Source organism: Mycobacterium sp. E2989, assembly GCF_001667595.1.
Lineage (GTDB): Bacteria > Actinomycetota > Actinomycetes > Mycobacteriales > Mycobacteriaceae > Mycobacterium.
In genome coordinates, this window is record NZ_LZJX01000072.1 from 1 (window position 1) to 22,632 (window position 22,632).

Consider the following 22,632-nt stretch of genomic DNA (forward strand, 5'->3'; position numbering starts at 1 on the left):
CCAGGAGCGTGGCCAGCCCGGCGATCGCTGCGTTCGCCAGCGAGGCGCTGTCGATGCCCGCGACGCGCACACCCTGCCCCACAGCAGCGCGCAGCCGGGACAGATAGGACTCGACGGCGGCGGGGTCGCCGCCCAGCAGCAAAGACTCGTCCTGGAACGACACCACGACCTCGTCGGCGTTGGTCGGTGCCAACACGTCGGAGATATCGGATGCGCTCACGCCACCCCTAACGAAACTGAGCAGGTGTTCGTCGGCCAGTGAGCCGAACGTTACACCCATGTTTCGTGCGCACCCGTCGGTTGGCCGCGTGTTCGGGAGGAATTCACATAGGCCGGCAGCGAACGGCGGGCGGCGCCCACCCGTAACCTGCAGGTGTGGCCGCCCGCAAGCCCCCGCGTCTGACCGTCGACGACTGGCTGCAGGCCGGCTACACGCTGCTCGCCGAGCAGGGGGTGCGCGCGCTGAAGATCGAGGGTCTCTGCCGGCAGGCCGGCGTCACGCGCGGCAGCTTCTACTGGCACTTCGCCGACATGGATTCCTATCGGGCCGCGCTGGTCGACTCCTGGAACACCTTCCTGGACAAGGAGCGGCAGTCGCTGGCCGAGCTCGACGCGCTGCCCCCGCGCGAACGGCTGTCCGCCATGATGACCGCGCTCACCAGCCCGGGGCATTGGACGCTGGAACGCGCGATGCGCGAATGGGCGCGCACCGACCCGGCCGCCGCCGCCAACGTCCGCGCGGCCGACCGGCGCCTGCTCAAGACCGTGACGAAGGCCTACAGCGACTACGGCTTCGACCCACAGGACGCGAAGCTGCGCGCCGAGCTGACCTTCGCCGCCGGGATCGGGCTGCTGCATCTGGCCGGCTCGGCCCAGCACGCGCAAAAGGCCGCGCAACGCGAACGGTTCCTCGAGCTGATGCTCAAGGACTAGACCATCGCGATCGGCGAGATCTTGGCCCCAATCGCCAACGCGCCGGCCAACTCTCGGCTCACGTCGTAATCGAACACCACATGCCCGGCCGCGATGTCCACGTCGCGCTTGAAACGCTGCAGCGGGTTCGACAGGAACTGCGCGCTGGCCCCGGAGGCCTCCAGCAGGTCGGCGATGACGGCCCGGCTCTCGTGCACGGTGTGGGCCGCCGCCAGCCGCGCCTCGGCGCGCACCGACCGAGTAACCCGCTCGCCGGCGGCCACCATACGATCGATGCCGCCCGCGGTCTCGTCGACCAGCGCCCGCAGCGCGCGCAACCGCACCCGCGCGCTCGCCAGCCGGATCTGGGCGGCGGGCTGATCCCTTTGCGCCACACGGCTATACGCCAGCACGCGCTCGCCCAGCCGCTCGGCGAACAGCTCGGTCACCCGCTCGGCGGCACCGAGCACCGGCATCGACGCCACCAGCGCCAGCGCGGGCACCATCGGCCAGCGATACGTCGGCACGTCGTGCGCCGCCGCGCCCGGCGCCGTCCCGCCGTAGATGTCGGCCACCACGACCATCCGGTGTTCCGGCACCACAACGTCGGTGACGACGACGTCGTGCGACCCGGTGCCCCGCATGCCCGCGGTGTGCCAGGTGTCGACGACCTCGACCTGCTCGGCGGGCACCACGACGAGCGCCGGGTCGATGCGGTCCGCCCGCTCGATCAGCGCCCCGACCATCACCCAGTCCGCGTCCATCGCGCCGGTGGCCCACGCCCACCGGCCGGTCAGGCGCGCGCCGCCGTCGGCCGGGACGCCGCGGCCGGTCGGGGCCAGGGGAGCGGGCGCCAGCACCGGCCCCGAGGCGAACACCTCCTCCTGCACCCGCATGTCGAACAGCGACAGCAGCCAGTTGTGCAGGGCGTAGAAGCCCAACGTCCACGCGCTGGACGCGCACCCGTGCGCCATCCGCCGAATCGGTTGCAGCAGTTCGGGAAACGGCGCCTGCAGGCCGCCGAAGCGGGCCGGCAGCAGCAGCCGGAACAGGTCGGTCTCGCGGAACTCGCTGACCGTCGATGCGGGCAGCCGGCGCAGCCGCTCGGCCTCCTCGGCGCGCTCGGCCAGGCGGGCGACGAACTCGTCGGTGATCCCGTACGTCGGGCGAGCGTCGACCGCGGACATGGCGCCGACCGTACCATACTATTTTGTACGGTCAGTCTCAGCCGAGGTCGTACGAATCCCGTGACACCCGGAAGTAATGCCCGGTGCTGCCGTCGGTGCACTTCATGCCCGACGGCTCGCTGGCACACGTGATCGTGCCCGCGGACAGGGACCGGCCGTAGTCGAGCGTCTGCTCGCCGGCGACGCGCAGCGTGTCGCCATGGCAATGAATGGCGGCGGGCTCGCCCAGGTTCAACACGAAGCGATTGCCCCACGGAAAATGCTTGCCGCACTCCGGGGGCGGCGGCGGCTGATAGGTGAAGTCACTGATGTCGCACGCGACGCCTTGGCTGTCCAGGACGCAGTAGATGTTCCCGGACGGGGATTGGAAGTCGACGGGGTCCGCGTGTGCGGTCCCGGGCGCGGCGCCGACCGTCGCGGCAACCACCAGCGTGACCCATCGGCGCCCGACCATGAGCCCAGCGTAGGCCCGGGGCGGCGCGCCGAATAGCTTTTAGTTCGCCCGGCCCTTGAGTTGCTCGCGCGCGTGTTTCTCCACGAACAACGGGACGAAATCGCGGATGCGGCTGTGCGTGAACCGGGCGTGCTCTTCACGGATGAGGGCGTCGACGACCTTAGCCGGCACTTGGGGGAACTCGTCGACCAGTTGCCGCTCGATGTCCGCCAACAGCGCCTCCTCGTTGACCTGAGTGACCTTACCCATGAGCACGGGGTTCCCGATCGTCGCGCGCTGTCAAACGGCTTTTCGCGTGCCGGGCGTGTTAAAAGTCCGCTGCGGGCGGGTGACGGTTAGTAACAGAGCGAATGCTCTGTTACTATGTCCGCATGCCCCGCCCCCGCGTGCACGACCAGGATCAGATCCTGGATGCCGTCGAACGGCTGGCGGTGCGGGCGGGGCCGGCGTCGGTCACGATCAGAGCCGTCAGCGACGCGACCGGCGTGTCCAACGGCGCGCTGTACCATTCGTTCGGCTCGCGGGCGGGGCTCGTCGGCCGCGCCTGGCTGCGGGCCGGGCACCGATTCCTCAGCGCGCAAACCGATTTGATCGACGCCACGCCGGCCGGGGACGGCGTCGACGCCGTGGTGGCGGCGGCCGAGGCGCCGGCGGTGTTCGCCCACCAACATCCCGAGTCGTCGCAACTGCTGCTCACGGTGCGCCGCGACGAGCTACTGGGCCCGGAGACGCCGCCCGACATCGCGGCACAGCTGCGCGACCTCGACCGGCTGCTGGTGCAGACCATGATTCGGCTGGCCCGCCTGTTGTGGGACCGCAAGGACGCCGCGGCCGTCGACGTCATCACCACCTGCATCGTCGACCTACCGACCGCGATCCTGTTGCGCCGCAACAGGATCGATGATCGGGGCGCGCGGGAGCGGCTGCGCGCCGCGGTCAAGGCCGTGCTCGACGTCGGGGAGCCCCGGCGCGGGACCAGAGAAAGGGACCAGGCATGACACCAACACTCGGCTGGGACGACAAGATTGCCATTCTGCACCTCGGCGACGACGAAAACCGGTTCTCCCCGGACTTTCTCGACACGATCAACGAGCAGCTCGACGAAATCCAAAGCGCCGCCCAGGGTCTGGTCACGACGGGTGGCGACAAGTTCTACACCAACGGGCTGGACCTGGACTGGCTGGGCGCGCACGGCGACCAGACCCAAGCCTACGTCGGGCGGGTGCAGGCCCTGCTGGCCCGCGTCCTGACCTTCCCCCTGCCGACCGCGGCCGCGGTGACCGGGCACGCGTTCGGCGCCGGCGCCATGCTCGCCATGGCCCACGACGTAAGGGTGATGCGCGCCGACCGCGGGTTCTTCTGCTTCCCCGAGGTCGACATCCGCATCCCGTTCACCGACGGGATGGCCGCCCTGATCCAGGCCAAGCTCACGCCCCGCGCGGCGGTGGCCTCGATGACGACCGGGCGGCGCTTCGGCGGGCAGGAGGCCGCCGAATTCGGCATCGTCGACGCGACCGCGGCCGAGGGCCAGGTGACCGCGGCCGCGACCGACCTGCTGCGCCCGCTGGCCGGCAAGGACCCCGGCACGCTCGGCGCGATCAAGCAGACCATGTTCCGCGCCGCGGCGCGGGCGCTGACCGAGGTCTGAGCAGCCGCGATTGTTACCATCGCGCGGTGGATGACCGCCGCCGGGGATTCGTTTCGCGGCGAGACCTGCTGAGATCCGCGCCGGCGCTGCTCGGCGCCGCACCGCTGATAACCGCCCCCCGCGCGTCAGCCGGTGTCTCCGGGTCGTCCGTCTTTCTCGACCCCGGCCACAACGCGGTCAACGACGCGTCGATCGGCCAGCAGGTGCCGAACGGGCGCGGCGGCACCAAGGAATGCCAGACGTCGGGTGCCGCCGCCGACGACGGCTACCCCGAGCACGCGTTCACCTGGGCCGTCGTCGGGCTGATCAACGACTCGCTGAACCAGATGGGCGTGCGCACCCAACTGTCGCGCGGCAACGACAGCTCGGTCGGCCCCTGCGTCGACCAGCGCGCCGCGGCGGCCAACGCGATGCGCCCCGACGCGATCGTCAGCGTGCACGCCGACGGCGGCCCCGCCTCCGGCCACGGATTCCACGTGAACTATTCGAGCCCGCCCCTGAACGACGTGCAGGCCGGCCCCGCCCTCCAGCTCGCCACCGCGATGCGGGATGCGTTGGTGCAGGCCGGTTTTCAGCCGTCCAACTACGTCGGGTCGGGCGGGCTGTACGGGCGCGCCGACCTGGCGGGGCTGAACCTCGCCCAGTACCCGGCGATCCTCGTCGAACTCGGCAACATGAAAAACGCCGACGACGCCGCGCGGATGGAAAGCCCCGACGGCCGGGCGCGCTACGCCGCGGCCGTCACCCAGGGGATCGTCGCCTACCTCAACAGCAGGTAGCGGCTCAGCCGCCGAAGCTGCCTCTCGACGTCGGCGCGGCCGGCGGCCCGCTCAAGTCGAGGTGGCTGGAGGCGAAGGCGACGCCCTTGTCTATGACGGCGTTGTCGTCGGCGTAGGTGTTGTGCGCGGAGAAGTTCATGCCGTCGGAGCAGACCGGATCCTCGGTGGCGCAGACCTTGATGGTCTTGTCCTGGTAGGCCGGGCCGATGACGACGGGCGGCTCGCCGAGGAAGTTCATCGCGCGGACGTTGGGCATGCCGAACAGCACGACCGAGGACACGTGCTGGGCGACCGAAGGGTCCAAGGGCTTGGGCACGGTATTGGGGTCGACGCCATCGGGCACGGCGGCCGAGGTGACGAAGCCCATGACCGCGGCGCCCTGCGAATAGCCGCCCAGCACCATCTTGGTGTTGGGGCAGTCATGCGCCATCGAGTTGACGTGCGCACCCGCGTCACGGATGCCGTCGAGGCCGGTGTCCCACTGGTCGCTGGCGGGGTAGTTGACGGGGTAGACGTCGAACGACCGGGACCCCATGCGCGAGTGCAGGGCGTCGACGAAGGCCTGTCCGGTGGGGCCGACGCCAGGCGCCTCACCGGTGCCGCGGGCGAACACCACCTGAACGTCGGGACATTGGGCCGACGCGGTCGGGAGGACCGAACCGGCGAGGGCCGACGCGCCGAGGCCCGAGGCCGCGACCAGCGCGGGAGTGAGGGAACGGACGAAGTGACGTGCGATCATGCCGCGACTGATGCCCATACGAACGCCTCCAAAACTGTCACGAGTGCAATATCCGTCGTTTCCTGTATACCGAGCCGCGACGACAAGCGTCGGATGAGGTCCGCGTGTCGACGCAACAAATGAATCCATTCTGATGCGCCCCGGCCGGATCGGCATCTTAGGAAAAAGCTTTCGGGCCGTCGTTTGGCCCCCTATCCCACGGGTAGCCGAACCGCGAGACACACGATCCAGCTAGGGAAAGGTGACGACATGGCTACCGGGGAAACGGGTTTCGACGATGTGGCCTTCGACTTGGTCTCGGTGCAATACCACTCGCTGAAGGCCGGGCATGACTACGGCCAGTACGTGCGCGACGCCAAAAACGCGGGCATGGACGACATCGCGTCCTTCTTCAGCGAGGTCATGGAACAGGACTCCGAGCGCGCGCGGCGCTGCCACGAATTCCTGGGCCGGCTACAGGGAGCGGCCACCGGCGGCTAGCCTCCCGATCCGACTGTTGGACAGGCGCTTTGGCGCGGGCGGCGTAAATCGCGCGTCGTCAAGCGTCAGGCGGCTGTCACTTGTGCCCATTGCCGAGTTCGCGTGATGGTGTCGGCGAGGTCACATGCTGACAAACGTGTGTGCGTCATACCCGGCTCTTTATTAGAGTTACGTAAGGTAAGTCGAAGCATTTGGTAAGTAAGCACGGGGCAATAACACGGAGCATGTTTGTGAACACGGACCGATACGACGCCGTCATCGTGGGGGCGGGCTTCGGCGGCATCGGCGCCGCGATCCAGCTCAAGCGCCTCGGGTATGACAACTTCGTCATCCTCGAACGCGAGGATGACCTGGGCGGCACCTGGCACGTCAACCACTACCCGGGCATCGCCGTCGACATCCCGTCGACCACCTACTCGTACTGGTTCGAGCCCAATCCGGGCTGGTCACGGCTGTTCGCCCCGGGCGGCGAGGTCAAGCAGTACGCCGCCGACGTCGCCGACAAGTACGACGTGCGCCGGCACATGCGGTTCAACACGACCGTCGAGGGCGCCCAGTGGGACGAGGACGCTTCGGTATGGCGGGTGGCGCTGGCCGACGGCCAAACGCTGACGACCCGCATCCTGATCACCGCGACGGGCTTTTTGTCCCAGCCGCGCATGCCGGACATCCCGGGCGTCGCGAGTTTCGCGGGCAAGGTGGTGCACACCACCGCGTGGGACCACGACTACAGCTACCGGGGCCGCCGGATCGCCGTCATCGGGACCGGGGCGTCGGCCGTGCAGGTGATCCCGGAGCTGGCCAAGGAGGCCGGCGAGCTGACCGTGTACCAACGCACCGCCACCCACGTGCTGCCCAAGGTCGATTTCGGGTTCTCGCCCGGCGTGCGGCGCCTGTTCGGGCGGGTGCCGGCGGCGCAGCGCGCGCTGCGGTGGGTGACCGACATCATCCTCGAGATCATCATGGTCGTCGGGGCCCTGCACTTCCGGGAGACCCGGGGCCGGGGCAACATTTCCGCCTCCGACCTGGCGAAGATCAACCGGTTCCGGTGGATCCGGGACAAGGAACTGCGGGCCAAGCTGACCCCTGACTACGACATGGGCTGCAAGCGGCCGACGTTTTCCAACGTGTTCTATCCCGCCTTCAACAAGCCGAACGTGCACCTGGAGACCACCTCGATCGAGCGGATCGAGGCGGACGGCATCGTCACCGCCGACGGGCGCAAGAGGGTCATCGACACCCTGGTCCTGGCGACCGGCTTCGACCTGTGGGAGGCGAACTTCCCGGCGATCGAGGTGGTCGGGCGCAAGGGCCGCAACCTGGGCAAGTGGTGGCGCGACACCCGGTTTCAGGCCTACCAGGGCGTGTCCATGCCGTACTTCCCCAACTACCTGAGCCTGGCCAGCCCGTTCGCCTTCTCCGGCCTGTCCTTCTTTCACACCATCGAGTACCAGATGCGGCACATGGAGCGCCTGCTCGGTGAGGTCAAGCGCCGCGGCGCGACGACCTTCGAGGTGACCGAGGAGGCCAACGAACGGTTCCTCGAGCGGATGACCAAGCGCCTCGACAATTCGGTGTTCTACGCCGGCGACTGCGCCACGTCGCGCTCGTACTACTTCAGCCCGAGCGGTGAGGCGTCGCTGCTGCGACCGACGTCCACGCTGAACGCGGTCCACGAGGGCCGGACGTTCCCGCTCGACGACTACGTGATCGCCTAGTCACACCCGCCACTTGCGCCCCTGGCCGGGGTGGTCGACCGTTTGCCCGCCTCACAGCGACAACGTGCTGCATCCCCCGGTTGTCGCTCTGAGGCGGGCACAACGCCCATTGCCTCTCTTCCCGTGACCGGTGAGGCCCGTGTGACTCGTGGCGATCACCCGAAATCGCCCCGGACCGTTTGCCCGCGCCCGAGCGGGGTAATCAGCCTGAGCGGAACCACGTCCGCAAGCCATGCGAAAGATGGTGGGGCCCAATGGAAACACTGTGCCGTTTCTGCGCTTGTCTGGCGGCGCCCCTCGCCCTCGTGCTGGGGAACATGGACGCGCCCCAGCACTCTGTCGCCGAGGCGTACACGCTCCAGCCGCTGACCAGCGTCGCGCAACCGAACTAAAGCACCGGTTATGCCGGCGGCATGAGCACCGTGTCGATCATGTACACGGTCGCGTTGGCCGTGGGCACCCCACCGCAGACCAGACCCGCGTTGTTGACCCGAAGGCCGTTGCCCTGGCCGGTCACGTTCACGTTCGCGCCCTGAACGGTCTTGTGCGCGCCCGCGACCTTCGCGGGGCTCAGCTGGCCCGGCACCACGTGATAGGTCAGGATGCTGGTCAGCAGGTTGGAATCCGTCTTCAGCTGGTCGATGGTCTGCGCCGGCAGCTTGCCGAACGCGGCGTCGGTCGGCGCGAACACGGTGTACTGCCCGTTGTTCAACGTGTCGACCAGGTTGACGTTCGGGTTGAGCTTGCCCGACAGCGCCGACGTCAGGGTGGTCAGCGCCGGGTTGTTGGACGCCGCCACCGCCACCGGAACCTGCGACATGCCTTCCACCGACGCCGGGCCGCTGGGGTTGGCGGCCGCATAGTCGGAGCAGCCCGGCCCCACCAGATCGGCCGCCGCCGCGGTGGGAGCGGTCACCACACCCAAACCCAGCATCGCCGCTACCGCGAACCCCTTCGCTGCCGTCCTGTGTGCGTTCATCGCGTTTGACTCCTTTGTGGTTGGTCCGACCTTTGCGCAGTGATTCGGAGCGCGGACATGTTCGGATGGGTGGCGGGCAAAAAGTTTTTAGCCGTAGGTGAACGAATACACCTGCAGCCCTTGGTCGGCGCGTACCTCGAGCGTCTCCGACTGCGGGTGATCGGCCGAGACGATCTGGTGCGACGTCGGCGGCCCGCTGATGGGGATCACGACGGATCGTCCGCCGCGGGTGACGGTGAGGGACCCGCTGCCGCCGACGACGATGTAGACGTTCCTGGCGTGGTAATTGAGCTTGATGCCGGACCGATTGCTTGCGGCGGTGGCGCCCTGGTAGTCCAGCGACCACGGACCCTTCAGCGCAAAGCGATCGGCGGCCAGGGTGGGCGGATAGTCGAAAGTGGTTGTGCCCTCGTCGTATACCCCGTTGCCGCCATAGTTGACGACCTTGCCGACGCTGAGGTAGGTCTCGGGCGTGGTCCGCTCCGGCAGGGCCGAGCGGCCGGTGTCTGCCGGCGGTGGCAACTCGAGGCCGGGGTGTGCGGCGACGATCAGCTGCCTGATCAGATCCTCGGTGACGTTGTAGTCGCCCTCGCCGAATTTGATGTGGCGCACCTGGCCGGTGGGGTCGATCAGATACTCGGCGGGCCAGTACCGGTTGCGGTAGTTCGTCCACGTGGAGTACCCGTTGTCCAAGGCGATCGGGTAAGTGATGCTCAGGTCGGCGGCGCCCTTGGCGACGTTGCCGGGCACCTGTTCGAACGCGTACTCCGGGGTGTGGACCCCGACGACCTCGAAACCGTCGCCGTGGTAGGCGTTGTACCAGCTGACGACGTGTTGGATGGCACGCTGGCAGTTGATGCACGAGTACGCCCAGAAATCGATCAGCACGACCTTGCCGCGCAGGGACGCCAGTGGGACCGGTTGGTTGCCGGGCGTGTTCAGCCATCCGGTGATGCCCGTGAGATCGGGTGCGGGGCCGCAGTTTTCGAGGTCCCGGTTGCCGTCGCTGCAGTTCGACAGCTGCGCGTTCTGCTCGTTGACGATGCCGCCGAGGTAGAGCTTCTCCTGGACCCCGGGGTCGGCGGCCAACTTTTCTTGCAGCCCGCTGGTGTAGTCGGGCAGGGCGCGTTGCAGAACCGCGGGGATGTTGAGCACCAGTCCCACCGCGAGCGCGATCATCACGATCCCGGCCGTGACGCGGATATCGCGCTGCCGCCGCCGGAACGCCCCCACCCGCTGGGCCACCCGATGGCCCGCCAACGCGAAGAACAACAGCGGCAGCGCGGCGCCCAGCGCGAAGGCGCCTGTGAGCACCACCGTGCGCGGGCCGAGGGGAGCCGTGGCGCCTGCCACCACGATCGCGGCCAGGATCGGCCCGGCGCACGGGACATACAAAACGCCCAGCGCAAGCCCGAGACCGAAGCCGCCACCGCCAAACCCGAACTGCCTCTGTGGGATACGCGCGAACGGGCGCTCCAGCAGCCGTTCGACCCCCGGGAAGATCAACCCGAAACCGATGGCGACCAGGGCGACCAGGGCGACCCAACGGATGGCGTCCTGCGGCAGGTGGAGCAGCGACAGCAGCGTCGAGCCCGCCAACGTGACCAGGGTGAAACTGAGCACCAGCCCGCCGATGACGAGGTAGGGGCGGGCACTGCGCGATGCGCGTCGCGGTCGTGTCGCGACGTCCACGCCCCCACCCGGAACCGGTTGTCGGGCAGGGGCATCGGCGCGGCCTTGCGCGCCGGCGAAGAAGATGACCGGCAATACCGGCAGGATGCACGGCGATACGCCGGTGATGAGACCCCCGACGAAGCCGATCAGCGCGATGGTCAGCATGAAAGACATTCGCCGCCGAGCGCGCCGCGGATGGGTGCCGCCGCAAAAAAACAGCCCGGCCGAAGCCGGGCTGTTCATCCAGGTGGTTCACTGGGCCGGCGGCATCAGCACCGTGTCGATCATGTACACCGTCGCGTTGGCGGTGTGCACCCCGCCGCACACCAGACCGGCGTTGTTGACTTTGAGGTCGTTGCCCTGACCGGAGACGGTCAGCTTGGCGCCCTGCAGGGTGGTGTGGTCACCGTCGATCTTCATCGGGCTCGCCTGACCCTGCACCACGTGATAGGTCAGGATGCTCTTCAGCAACTGCGAGTCCGTCTTGAGTTTGTCGATGGTGCCCGCCGGGAGCTTGTCGAACGCGGCGTTGGTGGGCGCAAAGACCGTGTACTGGCCGCTGTTCAGCGTGTCGACCAGGTTGACGTTCGGGTTGAGCTTGCCCGACAGCGCCGACGTCAGCGTGGTCAGCATCGGGTTGTTCGACGCCGCGGTAACGACGGGGTCCTGAGCCATCCCCGCGACCGAACCCGGGCCGCTGGGGTTCTGCTTGGCGTAGTCACCGCAGTCGGCCCCGATCAGATCGGCCGCCGGATCGGTGGTGGCCACCGTCGTCATCGGAGCCGTCACAACGCTGACGGCCGTGCTGCTGCCCATCGTCGGCCCAGCGGCCGGCTTGTTGTTCGAACACGCCGAAAAACCCACTACCGCAATCGTCGCGAGCCCCGCCGCCGCGATTGCCCTTCCGCGAACGTTGATCATCGCGTTTGCACCCCTTCTCCTGCGGCGGCCCATAGCGCCGCCTTTCCTACCGGACAGGAGTGATTCGGAGACGAGGGGGCCGCGGACGGATTTTCCGATCAGCTGAGGGGCAGCGCGGCCAGTATCGTGCCGGTGGGCTTCGGTGAGCCGGTGCCGGGTTCGACGGTGAACGCCAGGGTGGTCGACGATCCGAGGTTGGTGAGCGTCGCGGTGGTCGACGGCGCCACCGCAGCGGTGCCCATCGTCCCGGCCGACGTCGGCCCCTTGTCGCCGAGCAACCACATCTGGTAGACCGTCCCGGGTTTCGGCGGCGGGACGTTGTTCATCACCAGCACACCGGCGTTGCGGTCGTGGGAAAAGACCACGGTGGCAGTGCCATTGCCGAGCGGGCCGGAAACGGTGCGCACGTCCGGGGCAGCGAACACCTGCTCGGCGATGGTCGACGGCGGGTGCGGGCGCATCGCTATCCCGACGCCGAACGCGACGGCACCGACCACCACCGCTGCTGCCGCCGCCGAAAGGGCGGCGCGCCAACCGAATGTGCGCCCGTCGCGGGCGGGCAGCGCCGCCAGCGTGGCGGCCCGCAGGTGCTCCGGCGGGTCGACCGCCGTCGTCGCCGAGACGGCCGCCATGGTCTCGCGGACGGCGCGGACTTCGCTTTCGAAGGCCGACGCCACCGACCGCGGGGCGGCCGCCAGCCGCCGCTCGATGTCGGCGCGCTCCTGGTCCGAGACCGCGTCCAACGCGTACGGCGTTGCCAGCTCGAGCAATTCGAATTCGTTCGGTTCCGTCATGGCACTTCCAGGCAGTTACGCAGGGCGCGCAGCGCGTCGCGCATGCGCGACTTGATCGTCGACAGGTTCGCGGCCAGCCGGTCCGAGACCTGGCTGTAGGTCAGTCCGTCGTAGTACGCCAACTGGATACACTCCCGCTGGGTGTCGGTCAACGCGCCCAGGCATTCGACCACCCGGCGACGCTCGTCGCCGGCGATCGCCGAATCGGCGACGACGTCGGTGGCGGGGTCGGCGCTCGCCGCGGCGTAGCGGGCATCCCGCTTGCCGGACGCTTCCTCGGCCCGCACCCGGTCGACGGCCCGCCGGTGCGCGATGGTCAGCAGCCAGGACAGGGCCGAGCCCCTGGCGGAGTCGTAGTCCGGCGCGGTTCGCCACACCTCGCAGTAGACGTCTTGGGTGGTCTCCTCGCTGTAGCCGGAGTCGCGCAGCACCCGCATCACCATGCCGTACACCCGACTCTTAGTGAGGTCGTAAACCGCCGCGAACGCGTCGCGGTCCCCGCGCGCGACCTCGCGCAGCAGTGCGTCCAGGTCCTTGCTGGGCGGCGGCGGTCCGGTCATCGATCGGTAGCCTAGCGCCAGCCCGGCATCGGCACGGCCGGATCGGGGCGCCGGCCGCGCCGAGGTCCCGACATGTATCCACTCCCGGTATTCGTAGCCCGGGCCCGGGCGGACGGTTCCCGTCAACCGCGCGAGCGGCCATGATTGGCGGGTGGTCAAAGCTCTGTTGTTCGACGTGCAAGGCACGGCGACGGACTTTCATTCGACCGTCTGCGACGAGGCGCGGCGGATCAGCGCCGGCCGGCACCCGGACGCCGACTGGCCCGAGGTGGTAAGGCGTTGGCGCGCAGGCTACTTCACGACGTTGGGGCAGTCACGGGCCGACCAAAGCGCGTGGGTGTCGGTGCACTCGGTGTATCGGCGGGCGCTCGACACCGTGCTGGACGAGCGCGGCATCGCGTTCACGGAGGCCGAACGAGACGAGCTGACTCGGGCCTGGCGACGGCTCAAGCCCTGGCCGGACGTGGTGCCCGGGCTCACGCGCCTGAAAGCCGGGTACACGCTGGCCACCCTGTCCAACGCCGACGTGTCAGCCGTCGTCGAGATCTCCAAGCGGGCGGGCCTGCCGTGGGACGCGGTCTTCGCCGCCGAGATGGCCGGGGTGTTCAAGCCCGACCCGGCCATCTATCGGATGGCCGCGACCTATCTCGGCCTCGAGCCCGCCGAGATCATGATGGTGGCCAGCCACAAGTACGACATCCGCGCGGCGGGCCGGCTGGGCTTCGCGACGGCCTTCGTCGCGCGTCCGCTGGAGTTCGGGGTCGACGGCGAGGCCGACGTGGCCTATTCCGACGAGTTCGACGTCAACGCGTCCGACTTCGGCGACCTCGCGGCGCAACTCGGCTGCTGATCAGCGCCGCGCCGACCCGGTCAGAGTCTGCCCGTTCGCGGACTGCAGCAGGCAGATGACCGTGCTCGGGGTGGGATCGGCGCCGGTGCGATCCTGATTCGAGTCGATCAGATAGGTGATCGAGAACGGGCTGCCGTCGACGGGTCGGCCGGTGTACGGCGCGAATCCCGCGTTGCAGTCCTTGTTGGCGACGATGGCGACGGCCTTGTCGACGGCCAGGGGACCACGCAGATACACCTCGGCCAAATGTGGTGTGCCGCAGTCGACGGCGGTGACGGTCACCCGGCTCAGGTCGATCGGCGGGAGGTCGGCCACGCAGTCGCCGACCTGCAGGTCGATCCATTTGACGGTGTGCGAGGTGGTGGGGGCGGCCGTGGCGCCGGCGCAGGCAGCCAGCATCGCCGCGGCGGCCAGGCCGCCTAACGCATAAAGCCCACGCATGCGGAAAGTCTAGGCACCCGTCAGCGCCGGGTCGGGCTTTTCCGACGACATCGACAGGAAGCCGCGCGCGCAGCGCGCGGCCAGCAGCCAGTTCGCCGGCTTCTTGAAGTCCAGCCCGCCGAGGAGCTGTTTGATCATGGTCAGCGTGTCGAAGTAAATGCGTTCGCAGACAAGCGTTTCGGACCCGTCGAACACGAAGTAGGCCGTCATGCGGACCCGGAACCGGCTGCCGGTGGGCGGGACCTTACCCAGATATCCGCGATGGGTGCCCATCAACCAGAACTCGACGATCACCGCGTCGGCGCTGTGCCGCAACGCGATGATCTCGTGGTCCTGATCGGGAAACGCGGTCCGCGTGTAGGTGTAGTACTCGCGCACCGCGGTGTCGCCGTCGTGCACGATCATCTGTGGGATCAGCTCATAGCGCGGATGCGGGAACGTCGCCAGCACGTCGTCCCAGTCCTGACGAACCTCGTCGTGGAAGTGGTCGAGCACCAGCTTCTCGCGGGCGGCCAACACCTCCGGCGAGGGGAACGCGGGAACGGTCATCCGCGGGGTGGGGTCCAGGCGACCGGCAGGGTCTTGATGCCGTGGATGAACTGCGACAGCAGCCGCGCGGGCTCGTCGACCGCGACGATGTCCGGGATTTCGCGGCGCAGCTCGTCGAACACCACCCGGATCTCGCGGCGGGCGAGGTTGGCGCCCAGGCAGAAATGCGCGCCGCCGCCGCCAAAACCGAAGTGCGGGTTAGGCGTACGCGCCAAGTCGAACAGCCAGGGGTTGTCGAACGTCGACTCGTCGCGGTTGGCCGAGTTGTACCACAGCACGGCCTTGTCGCCCTCCGCCAGCTTGGTGCCGCTCAGCTTGAAGTCGCGGGTCAGGGTCCGCCGCATGTACACCACCGGAGAGGCCCACCGCACGATCTCCTCGACCGCCGTGGGCGCCAGCCGGTCGAAGTTGGCAAACCACTTCTCCCGCTCGTCGGGGTAGCGCGACAGGGCCAGCACGCCGTGGCTGATCGCATTGCGGGTGGTCTCGTTGCCGGCGACCACCAGCAGGATGAAGAACGACGCGATCTCGGCCGACGTCAGCCGTTCGCCGTCGACCTCGGCTTCGACCAGGCTGGTGGTCAGGTCGTCGTGGTGATTGAGCCGGCGGTCCTCGGCGAGCGCGCTGGCGTACGCGCCGATGTCCATCGAGATCTTGAGGAATTCGTCGAAGTCGGTCGTCAGGTCGGGATCGCCGAACCCGAGAATCACGTTGGTCCAGTGGAAGATTCGCTGATGGTCCTCCTCGGGGATGCCCATCATGTCGCAGATGATCTGCAGCGGCAGCGGGCCGGCGAGCTCGGTGACCAGATCGGCTTCCCCGTTGGGGTGGTTGGTGATCAGCGCCGAGACCAGCCGGCGCGCCCGCTCGCGCACCGACGCCTCGATGCGCGCCACCACCTTCGGCGTGAACGCCCGGCTGACGATCGAACGCAGCCGCTGGTGTCGCGGGTCGTCGAACACGATCATCGAGCCGAAGTATTCGGCGATCTCGGGCGCGTTGTCGTTGACGGTGATGTTCGGCGTGCTGCTGAAGATCTCCGGGTGACGGCTGGCGAAGTGCACGTCGTCGTGTTTGGTCAGCGACCAATAGCCCTCGCCCGCCTCGAATCCCTCCATCTCGATCGCGGGCCAGAACGACAGCGGCGCCTCGCGCCGCAGGGTGGCGAAGGCGCCGTCGCGGAAGTCGTCGTCCAGGCCCCAGAAGTCGAGCGAATCGAGGTGGATGTCGGCGAGGGGGACCTCGGGCGGGGGCGCCCCGTTGGTTCGCGTCGCGATGCCGGTCTTCAGACTCACCAGAGAACCTCCTGCGGATTAGTGCGTGCAGACGGTCCGGCCGCCCGCCGACTGCGCGTCGGCGACCACGTTGCCGTCGAGCAGAATCCGGCAGCGGATGGGCCCGACGCCCTGCGCGCTGACCACGAACACCTGGCCCCCGAACGAGGTGAACTCCGTCGACCAGGGCAGCGGCGCGTTCACCTGGTGCAGCTGGCCTTGGTCGGTCTGGTACGAGATGTACTGCGCGACGCCGGTACCGGTCACCTCGTAGCGGGCCTGGGGCATCTGCGGGATCGCGTGGGCCACGGGGGCGGCCGCGACGCCGACAGCGAACAGGACCGAGAGCGCTCGCACATGCTTCGTCATGATTTGCATCGTGTCATCACATGCGGTGCTAGGGAAGCTTTCCGGCTAGTCGAAGGTCGGGCCGGTCTAGGGTGAGTCCCACGGGGGCTGGTACGGGAAGGTGAGTATGTCGGAACACGGCACAAAACGTGTGGTGGTTTGGGGCACCGGCTTCGTCGGCAAGATGGTGATCGCCGAGATCGTCAAGCACCCGCTGTTCGAGTTGGTGGGCGTCGGCGTCAGCAACCCCGACAAGGTCGGGCGCGACGTCGGCGACGTCTGCGGGCTGGGAGCGCCGGTGGGCGTCATCGCCACCGACGACGTCGACGCCCTGATCGCGCTGAAGCCCGACGCGCTGGTGCACTACGGCCCGACCGCCATGCACGCCAAGGACAACATCGCGCTGATCACCCGCTTCCTGCGAGCCGGCATCGACGTGTGCTCGACCGCGATGACGCCGTGGGTGTGGCCGACCATGCACCTCAACCCGCCGAACTGGATCGCGCCCATCACCGAGGCCTGCGAGCTGGGGGAGTCGTCCTGCTTCACCACCGGCATCGACCCCGGGTTCGCCAACGATCTGTTCCCCATGACGCTGATGGGCCTGTGCTCGGAGGTGCGCCGGGTGCGGGCGTCGGAATTGCTGGACTACACGAACTACGAAGGCGATTACGAAGTCGAGATGGGCATCGGCCGCGAGCCCGAATACACCCCGCTGCTGGAAGACTCCAACATGCTGATCTTCGCGTGGGGCGCCACCGTCCCGATGATCGCGCACGCGGCCGGCATCATGCTCGACGAGATCACAACCACCTGGGACAAATGGGTGACGCCCACCGAGCGCAACACCGTCAAGGGCGTCATCAAGCCCGGGCACGTCGCCGCCGTCCGCTTCACCATCAACGGAATCTACAAGGGCGAGACCAGGATTCAGCTCGAGCACGTCAACCGCATCGGCCTCGACGCCGCACCGGACTGGCCCTGCGGCCACGACAATGACGTCTACCGGGTGGACATCGAGGGCACGCCGAGCGTCTTCCAGGAAACCGCGTTCCGGTTCACCGACGGCTCGGGCCGCGACGCGGCCACCGCCGGGTGCCTGGCGACGGGGATGCGGGCCCTCAACGCCGTGCCTGCGGTCAACGACCTGCGGCCCGGCTGGGTCACCCCGCTCGACCTGCCGCTGATCGCCGGGGCCGGCAACATCCGCTGACCCCGCACACAGCGGGCACCTAGGTGTCGCTGAGACGCGGTACAGGTTTCGGCGGCACAATAACGGCTAGCCGAGTGCGAGTCGCTGGAGTTGGGGTTTGGGATATATGGCCAATGGAGCTGGGACCGCGCTGGGCCTTTCGATTGGGGCCACCAACCTCGCGGCGGTCGCCGCGGACCAGGCCGTCACCCGCAAACCGGTCCTGACGCTCTACCCCGAGCGCGCCCCGGAGGTCGGCATTCCCGCGGAGAACCCGCGCCATGACCAGCCCGGCCTGGTCATGACGGGTTTCGTGAACCGGGTCGCCGACCCGCGCGGCATCGTGGCGGCTGACGGCTCGGTGCACCGCGGCGAGGAACTGGTCGCCGACGCCATGCGCGCCGTGGCCTACGCCGTGACCGGCGGCCGGCCCCTGCCCGAGAGCGTGGCGGTGACCTATCCCGCCCACTGGGCCTCGCCGACGGTCGACGCCGTGGGCACCGCGCTGAGCGCGGTGGCCGAGTGGTCCAACCGGGCGCGGCCGCTGCTGCTGATTCCCGACGCCGCGGCCACGCTGTTCGCCGTGCGCACCAACCCCGGCATACCGGCTCGCGGCACCGTGGCGGTCTGCGATTTCGGCGGCAGCGGCACCAGCGTCACGTTCATGGCCACCGACGGCGACTACCAGGCGCTGGCCCCAACCCTGCGCCTGAACGACTTCTCCGGCGACTCGATCGACCAGGCGCTGCTGAGCGCCGTCGTTTCCAACATGCCCAGCACCGCGGGCTTCGACCCGGCGGGCACCGTGGCGATCGATTCGCTGAGCCGGCTGCGGACCGCCTGCCGGGCCGCCAAGGAGGAACTGTCGTCGGGCACGACGACCGCGCTGCGCGACGGCCTGACGGGCGACGTGACGGTGACGCGCGCCGACCTCGACGAGGCGATCCGCACACCGCTCGACAGGTTCGTGGCGGTGCTGGAAAACACGTTGGCGCGCAACGGGATCCAAGACTTGGTGGCGATCGTCGCCGCCGGGGGCGGGGCGAATATCCCCGCGATCACCGCCGCGCTGTCGCAGTACTTCCGCGTCCCGGTGATCACCACGCCGCGCCCGCAGCTCACGGCGGCCACCGGCGCCGCGCTGCGGGCGGCGCACGGACCCGGCGAAAACGTGGCCACGGCGTCGGCGCCCGCCGCGCCCGCGACCGCCACGGCGAAGGCCGCGCCCGCCGCGAGCGCCATGCCCGCGCGGGCGTGGTCGCAGACCACGACCGAAGCGAGGGTGACGCCTCCTGCCGAACCATCGAGTGAGCCCGAGAAGCGCAAGCGGCGCCTGTTCCGGCTGCCCGTGCTGGCGGCGGTCGTCGGCGCGGCGGCGGCCGCGCTGCTGGTGGGCACCGCGGTCACGATCGGCCTGCACTCGGCGAACAAATCGGCGATCACGCCGGCACCCGGCGTGACCAGCAGCCCGGCTCCCGCACCGTCGGCCAACACCGCGACCGCTCAGCCACCGCCGCCAACGCAAGAGGTGCCGCCGCCGTCCGTCACGGATACCAATCCACCGGCCAACACCGAGACGCCGTCCACCACCGTCCCGTCAGCCAAACCGCAGCAGGCGCCGCCGCTGGCGGCCGCGCCACTTCCCGCGATCCCACGGATCCCGGAGGTGCCGCCCATTCCGCCGGTGCCCGGCCTCAACGAGCCCATTCCCGGGCTGGACCGGGTCAACCAGATCATTCAAGGGATCGGGGGAGACTTGGGCATTCGCGGCATCCCCCAACTGCCGGCGCTGGGAACGACCCAGTAGGTCAATCCTTTTCGCCCTTGTTCTCCGCCTTCGCGGCCTCTTTGAGCTTCTCGTTGAGCTCTTTGTCCTTCTCGATCTGCTCTTTGAGAGCTTCCTCGTCGCGGGAATCGTCGGACTTGCTCTGCTCGCCGGAATCGGCGCCCTCGGCGACTTCGTGCTTGGGGTTGCCGTCCTCGTCCAGCCAGTCGTTCACCGCGGTGCCCGAAACGCTGCCGCCGGTGCCGGGCAGCACGATGGTGGGCTTCTCCTTGTAGGCCTCCATCATCTCGGCGGCCTTCTCTTTGTCGCTTTCGTCGGGCTCCGGCTTCTCGGTCAGCTTTTGCTCGTCGTCTTGATCCTTGTCCTGATCGTTGGCCTGATCAGTGGACTTGTCATCCTGCACGCTCATGCAAAACCCCCTCGCAGTCGCAGTCGCGATGTGAGGGGGTTACCCGTTGCGGCGTTGTGTCGAAACTCTCACGGGCTGGTTCGCTCGCGCTTGACCAGCTCGACCAGCGCCAGCGGAATCCGCATCGGCTCCGGCGCGGTTGACAGGTGCGCCGCGACCGCCCGCTCCAGCTGGTCGACGAATTCCCCGGCCCGCGCGTCGTGGGCCCCGCCGTCCAGCCCGCGCACCAGGGCGGGGAACAGGGCAGCCCGGGCGAACGCCGCCCACTGGCCGCCGAACGCCTCGGCGTCACGGTCCGCCTGGTAGCGGGCCCAGAATCGGTCCTGCGCGTTGAACATCTCGAGGTGGTCGATCGTCAGGCCCTCGAAGCGCCCGCTCGGCGCGAACGGGGCGCGAAAGTCCTTCTCGCTGCGGGCGAAAGTCGGGATGGTCATGCGCCGTGCCTCGTCCTGGCGGAGCATTCCGTCGCGCACCTGATCGTCCAGCCCGGTCAGCATCGCGTCGAGCAGCGTCGGGAACCCCGACGTGCCGTCCTCGTCCTGGGCGATCGTCATCACCACCAGCCGGCCGTCGGGCGCCAGCTCGCGGCCGCGGAACGCCACGAAGTTGTGCCAGTCCAGGGCGGCCCGCTCGGCGTAGGCGGCGCGCGCCGTCGCGTCGCTGCTGTAGGTCACGTGCACGTGGTCGTGCACCTCGCCGGGCACGGTGCTCAGCCATTGTGTCCCCCACGACGACCAGCCGAGGTTGACCGTCTTGGACGGCACGATCTGGTCGTAGAACGAGCGGCCGATCGACGACGCGAACGTCGCCGCGTCCAGCTGCAGGTAGCTTTCCGGGTCGTCGGACAGCGTGTGAAACAGCGCCGAGAAGTCGTTGTCGGGAATGTCGGTGTGCACCACCAGGATTGCGTGGTCCTGCCGGGTGCGGCGACGCAGCACCGCGATGGCCGCCGACATCGGCTTGAGCGAATTGTGCCCATTGGCGGCGCCGTAATCCGCGATGACGATCGGCTGCGGGGCCTTGGGCAGCGCCACCTGCTCGGCGGCGCGCTCGAACAATGCGATCGCCGGGGCCAACCCGGCGGCCTGCAGGCGCGACGACTGGGTGTAAACCGGCTCGGGCCGGACCACAATGCTCGATTCGGGCATCCGAGGCTCAGGCCGCATGTCCCAACGATAGTCGTCAGCTTGGCTTCGGGTAGCTCACGCCGGTGAGTTGCTCGGAGAGCTCCCAAAGCCGTTGGCAGTCAGCCTCATTGCGCGCCCGCTCGGGCACCTTGGCCGGCCGCACCCCGCCGCCGGCCGCCTCGTAGAAACCGCGGGGCCCGTAGAACGCGCCGCCCTCGGCGTGCGGCGCGGCGGCCGCGTACAGCGCCGGCAGGATGCCCTCGTCGATCTCCTGCCACAAAAACGGGGTGAACCGCCAGGACGCCTTGTACAGCCGCTCCATCAGCGCGGGCTTCTCGCGGCCGTGCGACGGCCCGGCGATCTGCAGGTTGGTCTTGGTCAGGCCCGGGTGCGCGGCGTTGGAGACGATGCCCCAGCCGGCCGCGCGGCTGCGCCGGTCCAGTTCGAGGGCGAACATCAGCACCGCCAGCTTCGACTGGCCGTACGCCGACATCGCCGCGTAGGACTTCTCGAAATTCGGGTCGTCGAAATGGATCTTGCCGCTCTGGCGGGCCGCCAGGCTGCTCAGCGAGACGACGCGCGCCTTGCCGGCGGCGCGCAGCAGCGGCAGCACGTGTCCCGTCAGCGCGAAGTGGCCGAGATGGTTGCTGCCGAACTGCAATTCGAAGCCGTCGGCCGTGGTGTCGCGTTCCGGCGGCGTCATCACGCCGGCGTTGTTGATCAGGATGTCGATCGGTCGGCCCTCGGCGTTGAGTTGTTCACCCAGGGCGGCGACCGAGGCCAGCGACGACAGGTCCAGCGCCTTGATGGTCAGCTTGGCGTCGGGGATCGCGGTGCGGATTTCGGCGATCGCCTTCTCGCCTTTGGCGCGGTTGCGGATCGCCATGACGACGTCGGCGCCGGCGGCCGCGAGGCGCCGGGCCAGGCCGAACCCAAGGCCGCTGTTGGCGCCGGTGACGATTGCCAGCTTGCCCGACAGGTCGGGCACCGTGGCGACAAGATCGTTGGCCATGCGTAACGCTCCTCTCGGTGTAGCCCGGGTCCAGTGTGCGCCGTTTGCCGCCCCGGTGACACACTGCGTGGATGAGCAGCCGACGGCTCGCGAAGATTTCGCTGGCCGCTGCCATCGCGATGATGGTCGTATCGGTGGGCGGTTTCATCACCGCCCTGGTGCTCAACGCCTTCTTCCTGGACAAATACAACGCCTACGGCGAAGTGCCGATCCCCGGGTCGGGCAGCGTCTACCTGCCGGCCGGCGACGTCACCGTCAGCCTGCACACCGTTGTGATCAGTGGTCCCGACCGCGGGCTGCCCGTGCCGCCGCTGGGGGTCACCATCGCGCCGCCCGAGGGGGTGGCGCAGCCGGTGGTGACCGAGAGCATCGGGACCACGACGACGGTCAACAACGACGCGCACGTGCGGGTGTGGGTGGCGCGGATCGCGGCCAACGGCACCTACAACATCACCACCGACGGGCAGGTCAACGGCTTCATCGCCCCGCGACTGGCCTTCGGGCACCAGAGTTCCTATGGCTTCTTGGTGTGGCTGTTCGTCGCCACCTTCGTGGCGGGGCTGGTCGGTGCGCTGTTGGCGGGCTCATGGCTGGCCCGCACCCGGCGCCGGGCGGTCGTGGCGGCGAACCCGTCGTATCACGCTCCCGCCGTTGCGCTGGCCCACGAGCCGACCGACGAGGGTGTGCGGCTGGAGCGCCTCAAAACCCTTGCGGCCCTGCGAGATTCCGGGGCGCTAACCGACACGGAGTTCGAGGCCGAGAAGCGCCGCGTGCTGGAGGGGCGTTAGGGCCGGATTCG

Annotated in this window: 26 protein-coding genes and 1 pseudogene; 10 read left to right on the plus strand and 17 right to left on the minus strand. The window is 68.8% G+C overall.

Annotation, left to right across the window (positions count from 1 at the left end):
* Positions 1 to 220, minus strand: a pseudogene (locus tag A5680_RS12885) (hypothetical protein); the annotation flags it as partial.
* A 155-nt stretch (positions 221 to 375) separates the two neighbouring features.
* Here A5680_RS12885 and A5680_RS12890 point away from each other — a divergent pair.
* The gene (locus A5680_RS12890; RefSeq protein WP_067819866.1) at positions 376 to 933 is read left to right on the plus strand and encodes a TetR/AcrR family transcriptional regulator; all 558 of its coding nucleotides are present in this window, start codon (positions 376 to 378) and stop codon (positions 931 to 933) included.
* Here the strand turns inward: A5680_RS12890 and A5680_RS12895 are convergent.
* From A5680_RS12895 to A5680_RS12905, 3 genes are read right to left on the minus strand one after another with little or no spacing between them, the layout of a single operon-like run.
* Positions 930 to 2,099: an acyl-CoA dehydrogenase gene (locus tag A5680_RS12895; RefSeq protein WP_067819869.1), complete on the minus strand. Its 1,170-nt coding sequence runs from the start codon at positions 2,097 to 2,099 to the stop codon at positions 930 to 932. The two genes, A5680_RS12890 and A5680_RS12895, sit on opposite strands and share 4 nt — an antisense overlap.
* Before the next feature lie 37 nt (positions 2,100 to 2,136).
* Positions 2,137 to 2,553, minus strand: a complete 417-nt coding sequence (locus tag A5680_RS12900; protein WP_067819871.1) for a DUF6636 domain-containing protein — start codon at positions 2,551 to 2,553, stop codon at positions 2,137 to 2,139.
* Positions 2,554 to 2,592: 39 nt separating this feature from the next.
* Complete coding sequence (locus A5680_RS12905; RefSeq protein WP_067819874.1) at positions 2,593 to 2,802, minus strand: three-helix bundle dimerization domain-containing protein; 210 nt, start codon at positions 2,800 to 2,802, stop codon at positions 2,593 to 2,595.
* Positions 2,803 to 2,924: 122 nt separating this feature from the next.
* On the opposite strand from A5680_RS12905, the gene A5680_RS12910 reads away from it, so the two are divergent.
* Genes A5680_RS12910 through A5680_RS12920 form a run of 3 tightly spaced genes read left to right on the plus strand, consistent with a single transcriptional unit; the run spans position 2,925 to position 4,980 of the window.
* Positions 2,925 to 3,551 (plus strand): TetR/AcrR family transcriptional regulator, encoded by a 627-nt coding sequence (locus A5680_RS12910; RefSeq protein ID WP_067819877.1) that lies wholly within the window; start codon positions 2,925 to 2,927, stop codon positions 3,549 to 3,551.
* Positions 3,548 to 4,201: an enoyl-CoA hydratase-related protein gene (locus A5680_RS12915; RefSeq protein WP_067819881.1), complete on the plus strand. Its 654-nt coding sequence runs from the start codon at positions 3,548 to 3,550 to the stop codon at positions 4,199 to 4,201. Before A5680_RS12910 ends, A5680_RS12915 begins: the two co-directional genes overlap by 4 nt.
* A gap of 26 nt (positions 4,202 to 4,227) precedes the next feature.
* Entirely contained in the window at positions 4,228 to 4,980 is a 753-nt protein-coding gene (locus A5680_RS12920) for an Rv3717 family N-acetylmuramoyl-L-alanine amidase (protein WP_067819884.1), read from the plus strand.
* A 4-nt stretch (positions 4,981 to 4,984) separates the two neighbouring features.
* Here A5680_RS12920 and A5680_RS12925 read toward each other — a convergent pair whose 3' ends face one another.
* On the minus strand, positions 4,985 to 5,737 hold the full coding sequence (locus tag A5680_RS12925) for a cutinase family protein (RefSeq protein ID WP_067819887.1): 753 nt from the start codon (positions 5,735 to 5,737) through the stop codon (positions 4,985 to 4,987).
* A gap of 231 nt (positions 5,738 to 5,968) precedes the next feature.
* Between A5680_RS12925 and A5680_RS12930 the strand changes: the two genes are divergently transcribed.
* Together A5680_RS12930 and A5680_RS12935 are read left to right on the plus strand one after the other, a co-directional pair.
* Positions 5,969 to 6,199 (plus strand): hypothetical protein, encoded by a 231-nt coding sequence (locus A5680_RS12930; RefSeq protein ID WP_055405078.1) that lies wholly within the window; start codon positions 5,969 to 5,971, stop codon positions 6,197 to 6,199.
* Positions 6,200 to 6,429: 230 nt separating this feature from the next.
* Entirely contained in the window at positions 6,430 to 7,917 is a 1,488-nt protein-coding gene (locus A5680_RS12935) for an NAD(P)/FAD-dependent oxidoreductase (RefSeq protein WP_067820035.1), read from the plus strand.
* Positions 7,918 to 8,317: 400 nt separating this feature from the next.
* Here A5680_RS12935 and A5680_RS12940 read toward each other — a convergent pair whose 3' ends face one another.
* From A5680_RS12940 to A5680_RS12960, 5 genes are all read right to left on the minus strand, one after another.
* Positions 8,318 to 8,896 (minus strand): fasciclin domain-containing protein, encoded by a 579-nt coding sequence (locus A5680_RS12940; protein ID WP_067819889.1) that lies wholly within the window; start codon positions 8,894 to 8,896, stop codon positions 8,318 to 8,320.
* Between the two features lie 87 nt (positions 8,897 to 8,983).
* Positions 8,984 to 10,735 carry a cytochrome c biogenesis protein DipZ gene (locus A5680_RS12945; protein ID WP_067820038.1) on the minus strand — a complete coding sequence of 584 codons (1,752 nt, stop codon included), beginning with the start codon at positions 10,733 to 10,735 and terminating at the stop codon, positions 8,984 to 8,986.
* An 87-nt stretch (positions 10,736 to 10,822) separates the two neighbouring features.
* Positions 10,823 to 11,386, minus strand: coding sequence for a fasciclin domain-containing protein (locus A5680_RS12950; protein WP_369827659.1), 564 nt, complete (start codon positions 11,384 to 11,386; stop codon positions 10,823 to 10,825).
* Positions 11,387 to 11,589: 203 nt separating this feature from the next.
* Positions 11,590 to 12,285: an anti-sigma factor domain-containing protein gene (locus tag A5680_RS12955; protein ID WP_067819894.1), complete on the minus strand. Its 696-nt coding sequence runs from the start codon at positions 12,283 to 12,285 to the stop codon at positions 11,590 to 11,592.
* Entirely contained in the window at positions 12,282 to 12,845 is a 564-nt protein-coding gene (locus A5680_RS12960; RefSeq protein ID WP_067819897.1) for a sigma-70 family RNA polymerase sigma factor, read from the minus strand. The genes A5680_RS12955 and A5680_RS12960 overlap by 4 nt, the downstream gene beginning before the upstream one ends.
* Positions 12,846 to 12,996: 151 nt before the next feature.
* Between A5680_RS12960 and A5680_RS12965 the strand changes: the two genes are divergently transcribed.
* The gene (locus A5680_RS12965; RefSeq protein ID WP_067819900.1) at positions 12,997 to 13,695 is read left to right on the plus strand and encodes a haloacid dehalogenase type II; all 699 of its coding nucleotides are present in this window, start codon (positions 12,997 to 12,999) and stop codon (positions 13,693 to 13,695) included.
* Here A5680_RS12965 and A5680_RS12970 read toward each other — a convergent pair whose 3' ends face one another.
* Genes A5680_RS12970 through A5680_RS12985 form a run of 4 tightly spaced genes read right to left on the minus strand, consistent with a single transcriptional unit; the run spans position 13,696 to position 16,328 of the window.
* Positions 13,696 to 14,136, minus strand: coding sequence for a hypothetical protein (locus tag A5680_RS12970; protein WP_067819903.1), 441 nt, complete (start codon positions 14,134 to 14,136; stop codon positions 13,696 to 13,698).
* A 9-nt stretch (positions 14,137 to 14,145) separates the two neighbouring features.
* On the minus strand, positions 14,146 to 14,685 hold the full coding sequence (locus tag A5680_RS12975; RefSeq protein ID WP_067819906.1) for an ester cyclase: 540 nt from the start codon (positions 14,683 to 14,685) through the stop codon (positions 14,146 to 14,148).
* Positions 14,682 to 15,980, minus strand: coding sequence for a cytochrome P450 (locus A5680_RS12980; RefSeq protein WP_067819909.1), 1,299 nt, complete (start codon positions 15,978 to 15,980; stop codon positions 14,682 to 14,684). Before A5680_RS12980 ends, A5680_RS12975 begins: the two co-directional genes overlap by 4 nt.
* Before the next feature lie 18 nt (positions 15,981 to 15,998).
* Positions 15,999 to 16,328 (minus strand): MmpS family transport accessory protein, encoded by a 330-nt coding sequence (locus A5680_RS12985; RefSeq protein ID WP_197281321.1) that lies wholly within the window; start codon positions 16,326 to 16,328, stop codon positions 15,999 to 16,001.
* Between the two features lie 106 nt (positions 16,329 to 16,434).
* Here A5680_RS12985 and A5680_RS12990 point away from each other — a divergent pair, with 106 nt between their 5' ends.
* Both A5680_RS12990 and A5680_RS12995 read left to right on the plus strand, forming a co-directional pair.
* Complete coding sequence (locus tag A5680_RS12990) at positions 16,435 to 17,520, plus strand: dihydrodipicolinate reductase (RefSeq protein WP_055405146.1); 1,086 nt, start codon at positions 16,435 to 16,437, stop codon at positions 17,518 to 17,520.
* Between the two features lie 106 nt (positions 17,521 to 17,626).
* The gene (locus A5680_RS12995; protein WP_067819912.1) at positions 17,627 to 19,306 is read left to right on the plus strand and encodes an Hsp70 family protein; all 1,680 of its coding nucleotides are present in this window, start codon (positions 17,627 to 17,629) and stop codon (positions 19,304 to 19,306) included.
* 1 nt (position 19,307) lies between these two features.
* Here the strand turns inward: A5680_RS12995 and A5680_RS13000 are convergent, their stop codons facing one another.
* The 3 genes from A5680_RS13000 to A5680_RS13010 form a co-directional block, all read right to left on the minus strand.
* A complete protein-coding gene (locus tag A5680_RS13000; protein WP_055405148.1) occupies positions 19,308 to 19,694 on the minus strand; it encodes a hypothetical protein in 387 nt (128 codons plus the stop codon).
* A gap of 68 nt (positions 19,695 to 19,762) precedes the next feature.
* Positions 19,763 to 20,860: an SAM-dependent methyltransferase gene (locus tag A5680_RS13005; RefSeq protein ID WP_067819914.1), complete on the minus strand. Its 1,098-nt coding sequence runs from the start codon at positions 20,858 to 20,860 to the stop codon at positions 19,763 to 19,765.
* Positions 20,861 to 20,876: 16 nt separating this feature from the next.
* Positions 20,877 to 21,833, minus strand: a complete 957-nt coding sequence (locus A5680_RS13010) for an SDR family oxidoreductase (RefSeq protein WP_067819917.1) — start codon at positions 21,831 to 21,833, stop codon at positions 20,877 to 20,879.
* A gap of 71 nt (positions 21,834 to 21,904) precedes the next feature.
* On the opposite strand from A5680_RS13010, the gene A5680_RS13015 reads away from it, so the two are divergent.
* Positions 21,905 to 22,621 carry an SHOCT domain-containing protein gene (locus A5680_RS13015; RefSeq protein ID WP_067819920.1) on the plus strand — a complete coding sequence of 239 codons (717 nt, stop codon included), beginning with the start codon at positions 21,905 to 21,907 and terminating at the stop codon, positions 22,619 to 22,621.
* The last annotated feature ends 11 nt before the right edge of the window (positions 22,622 to 22,632 follow it).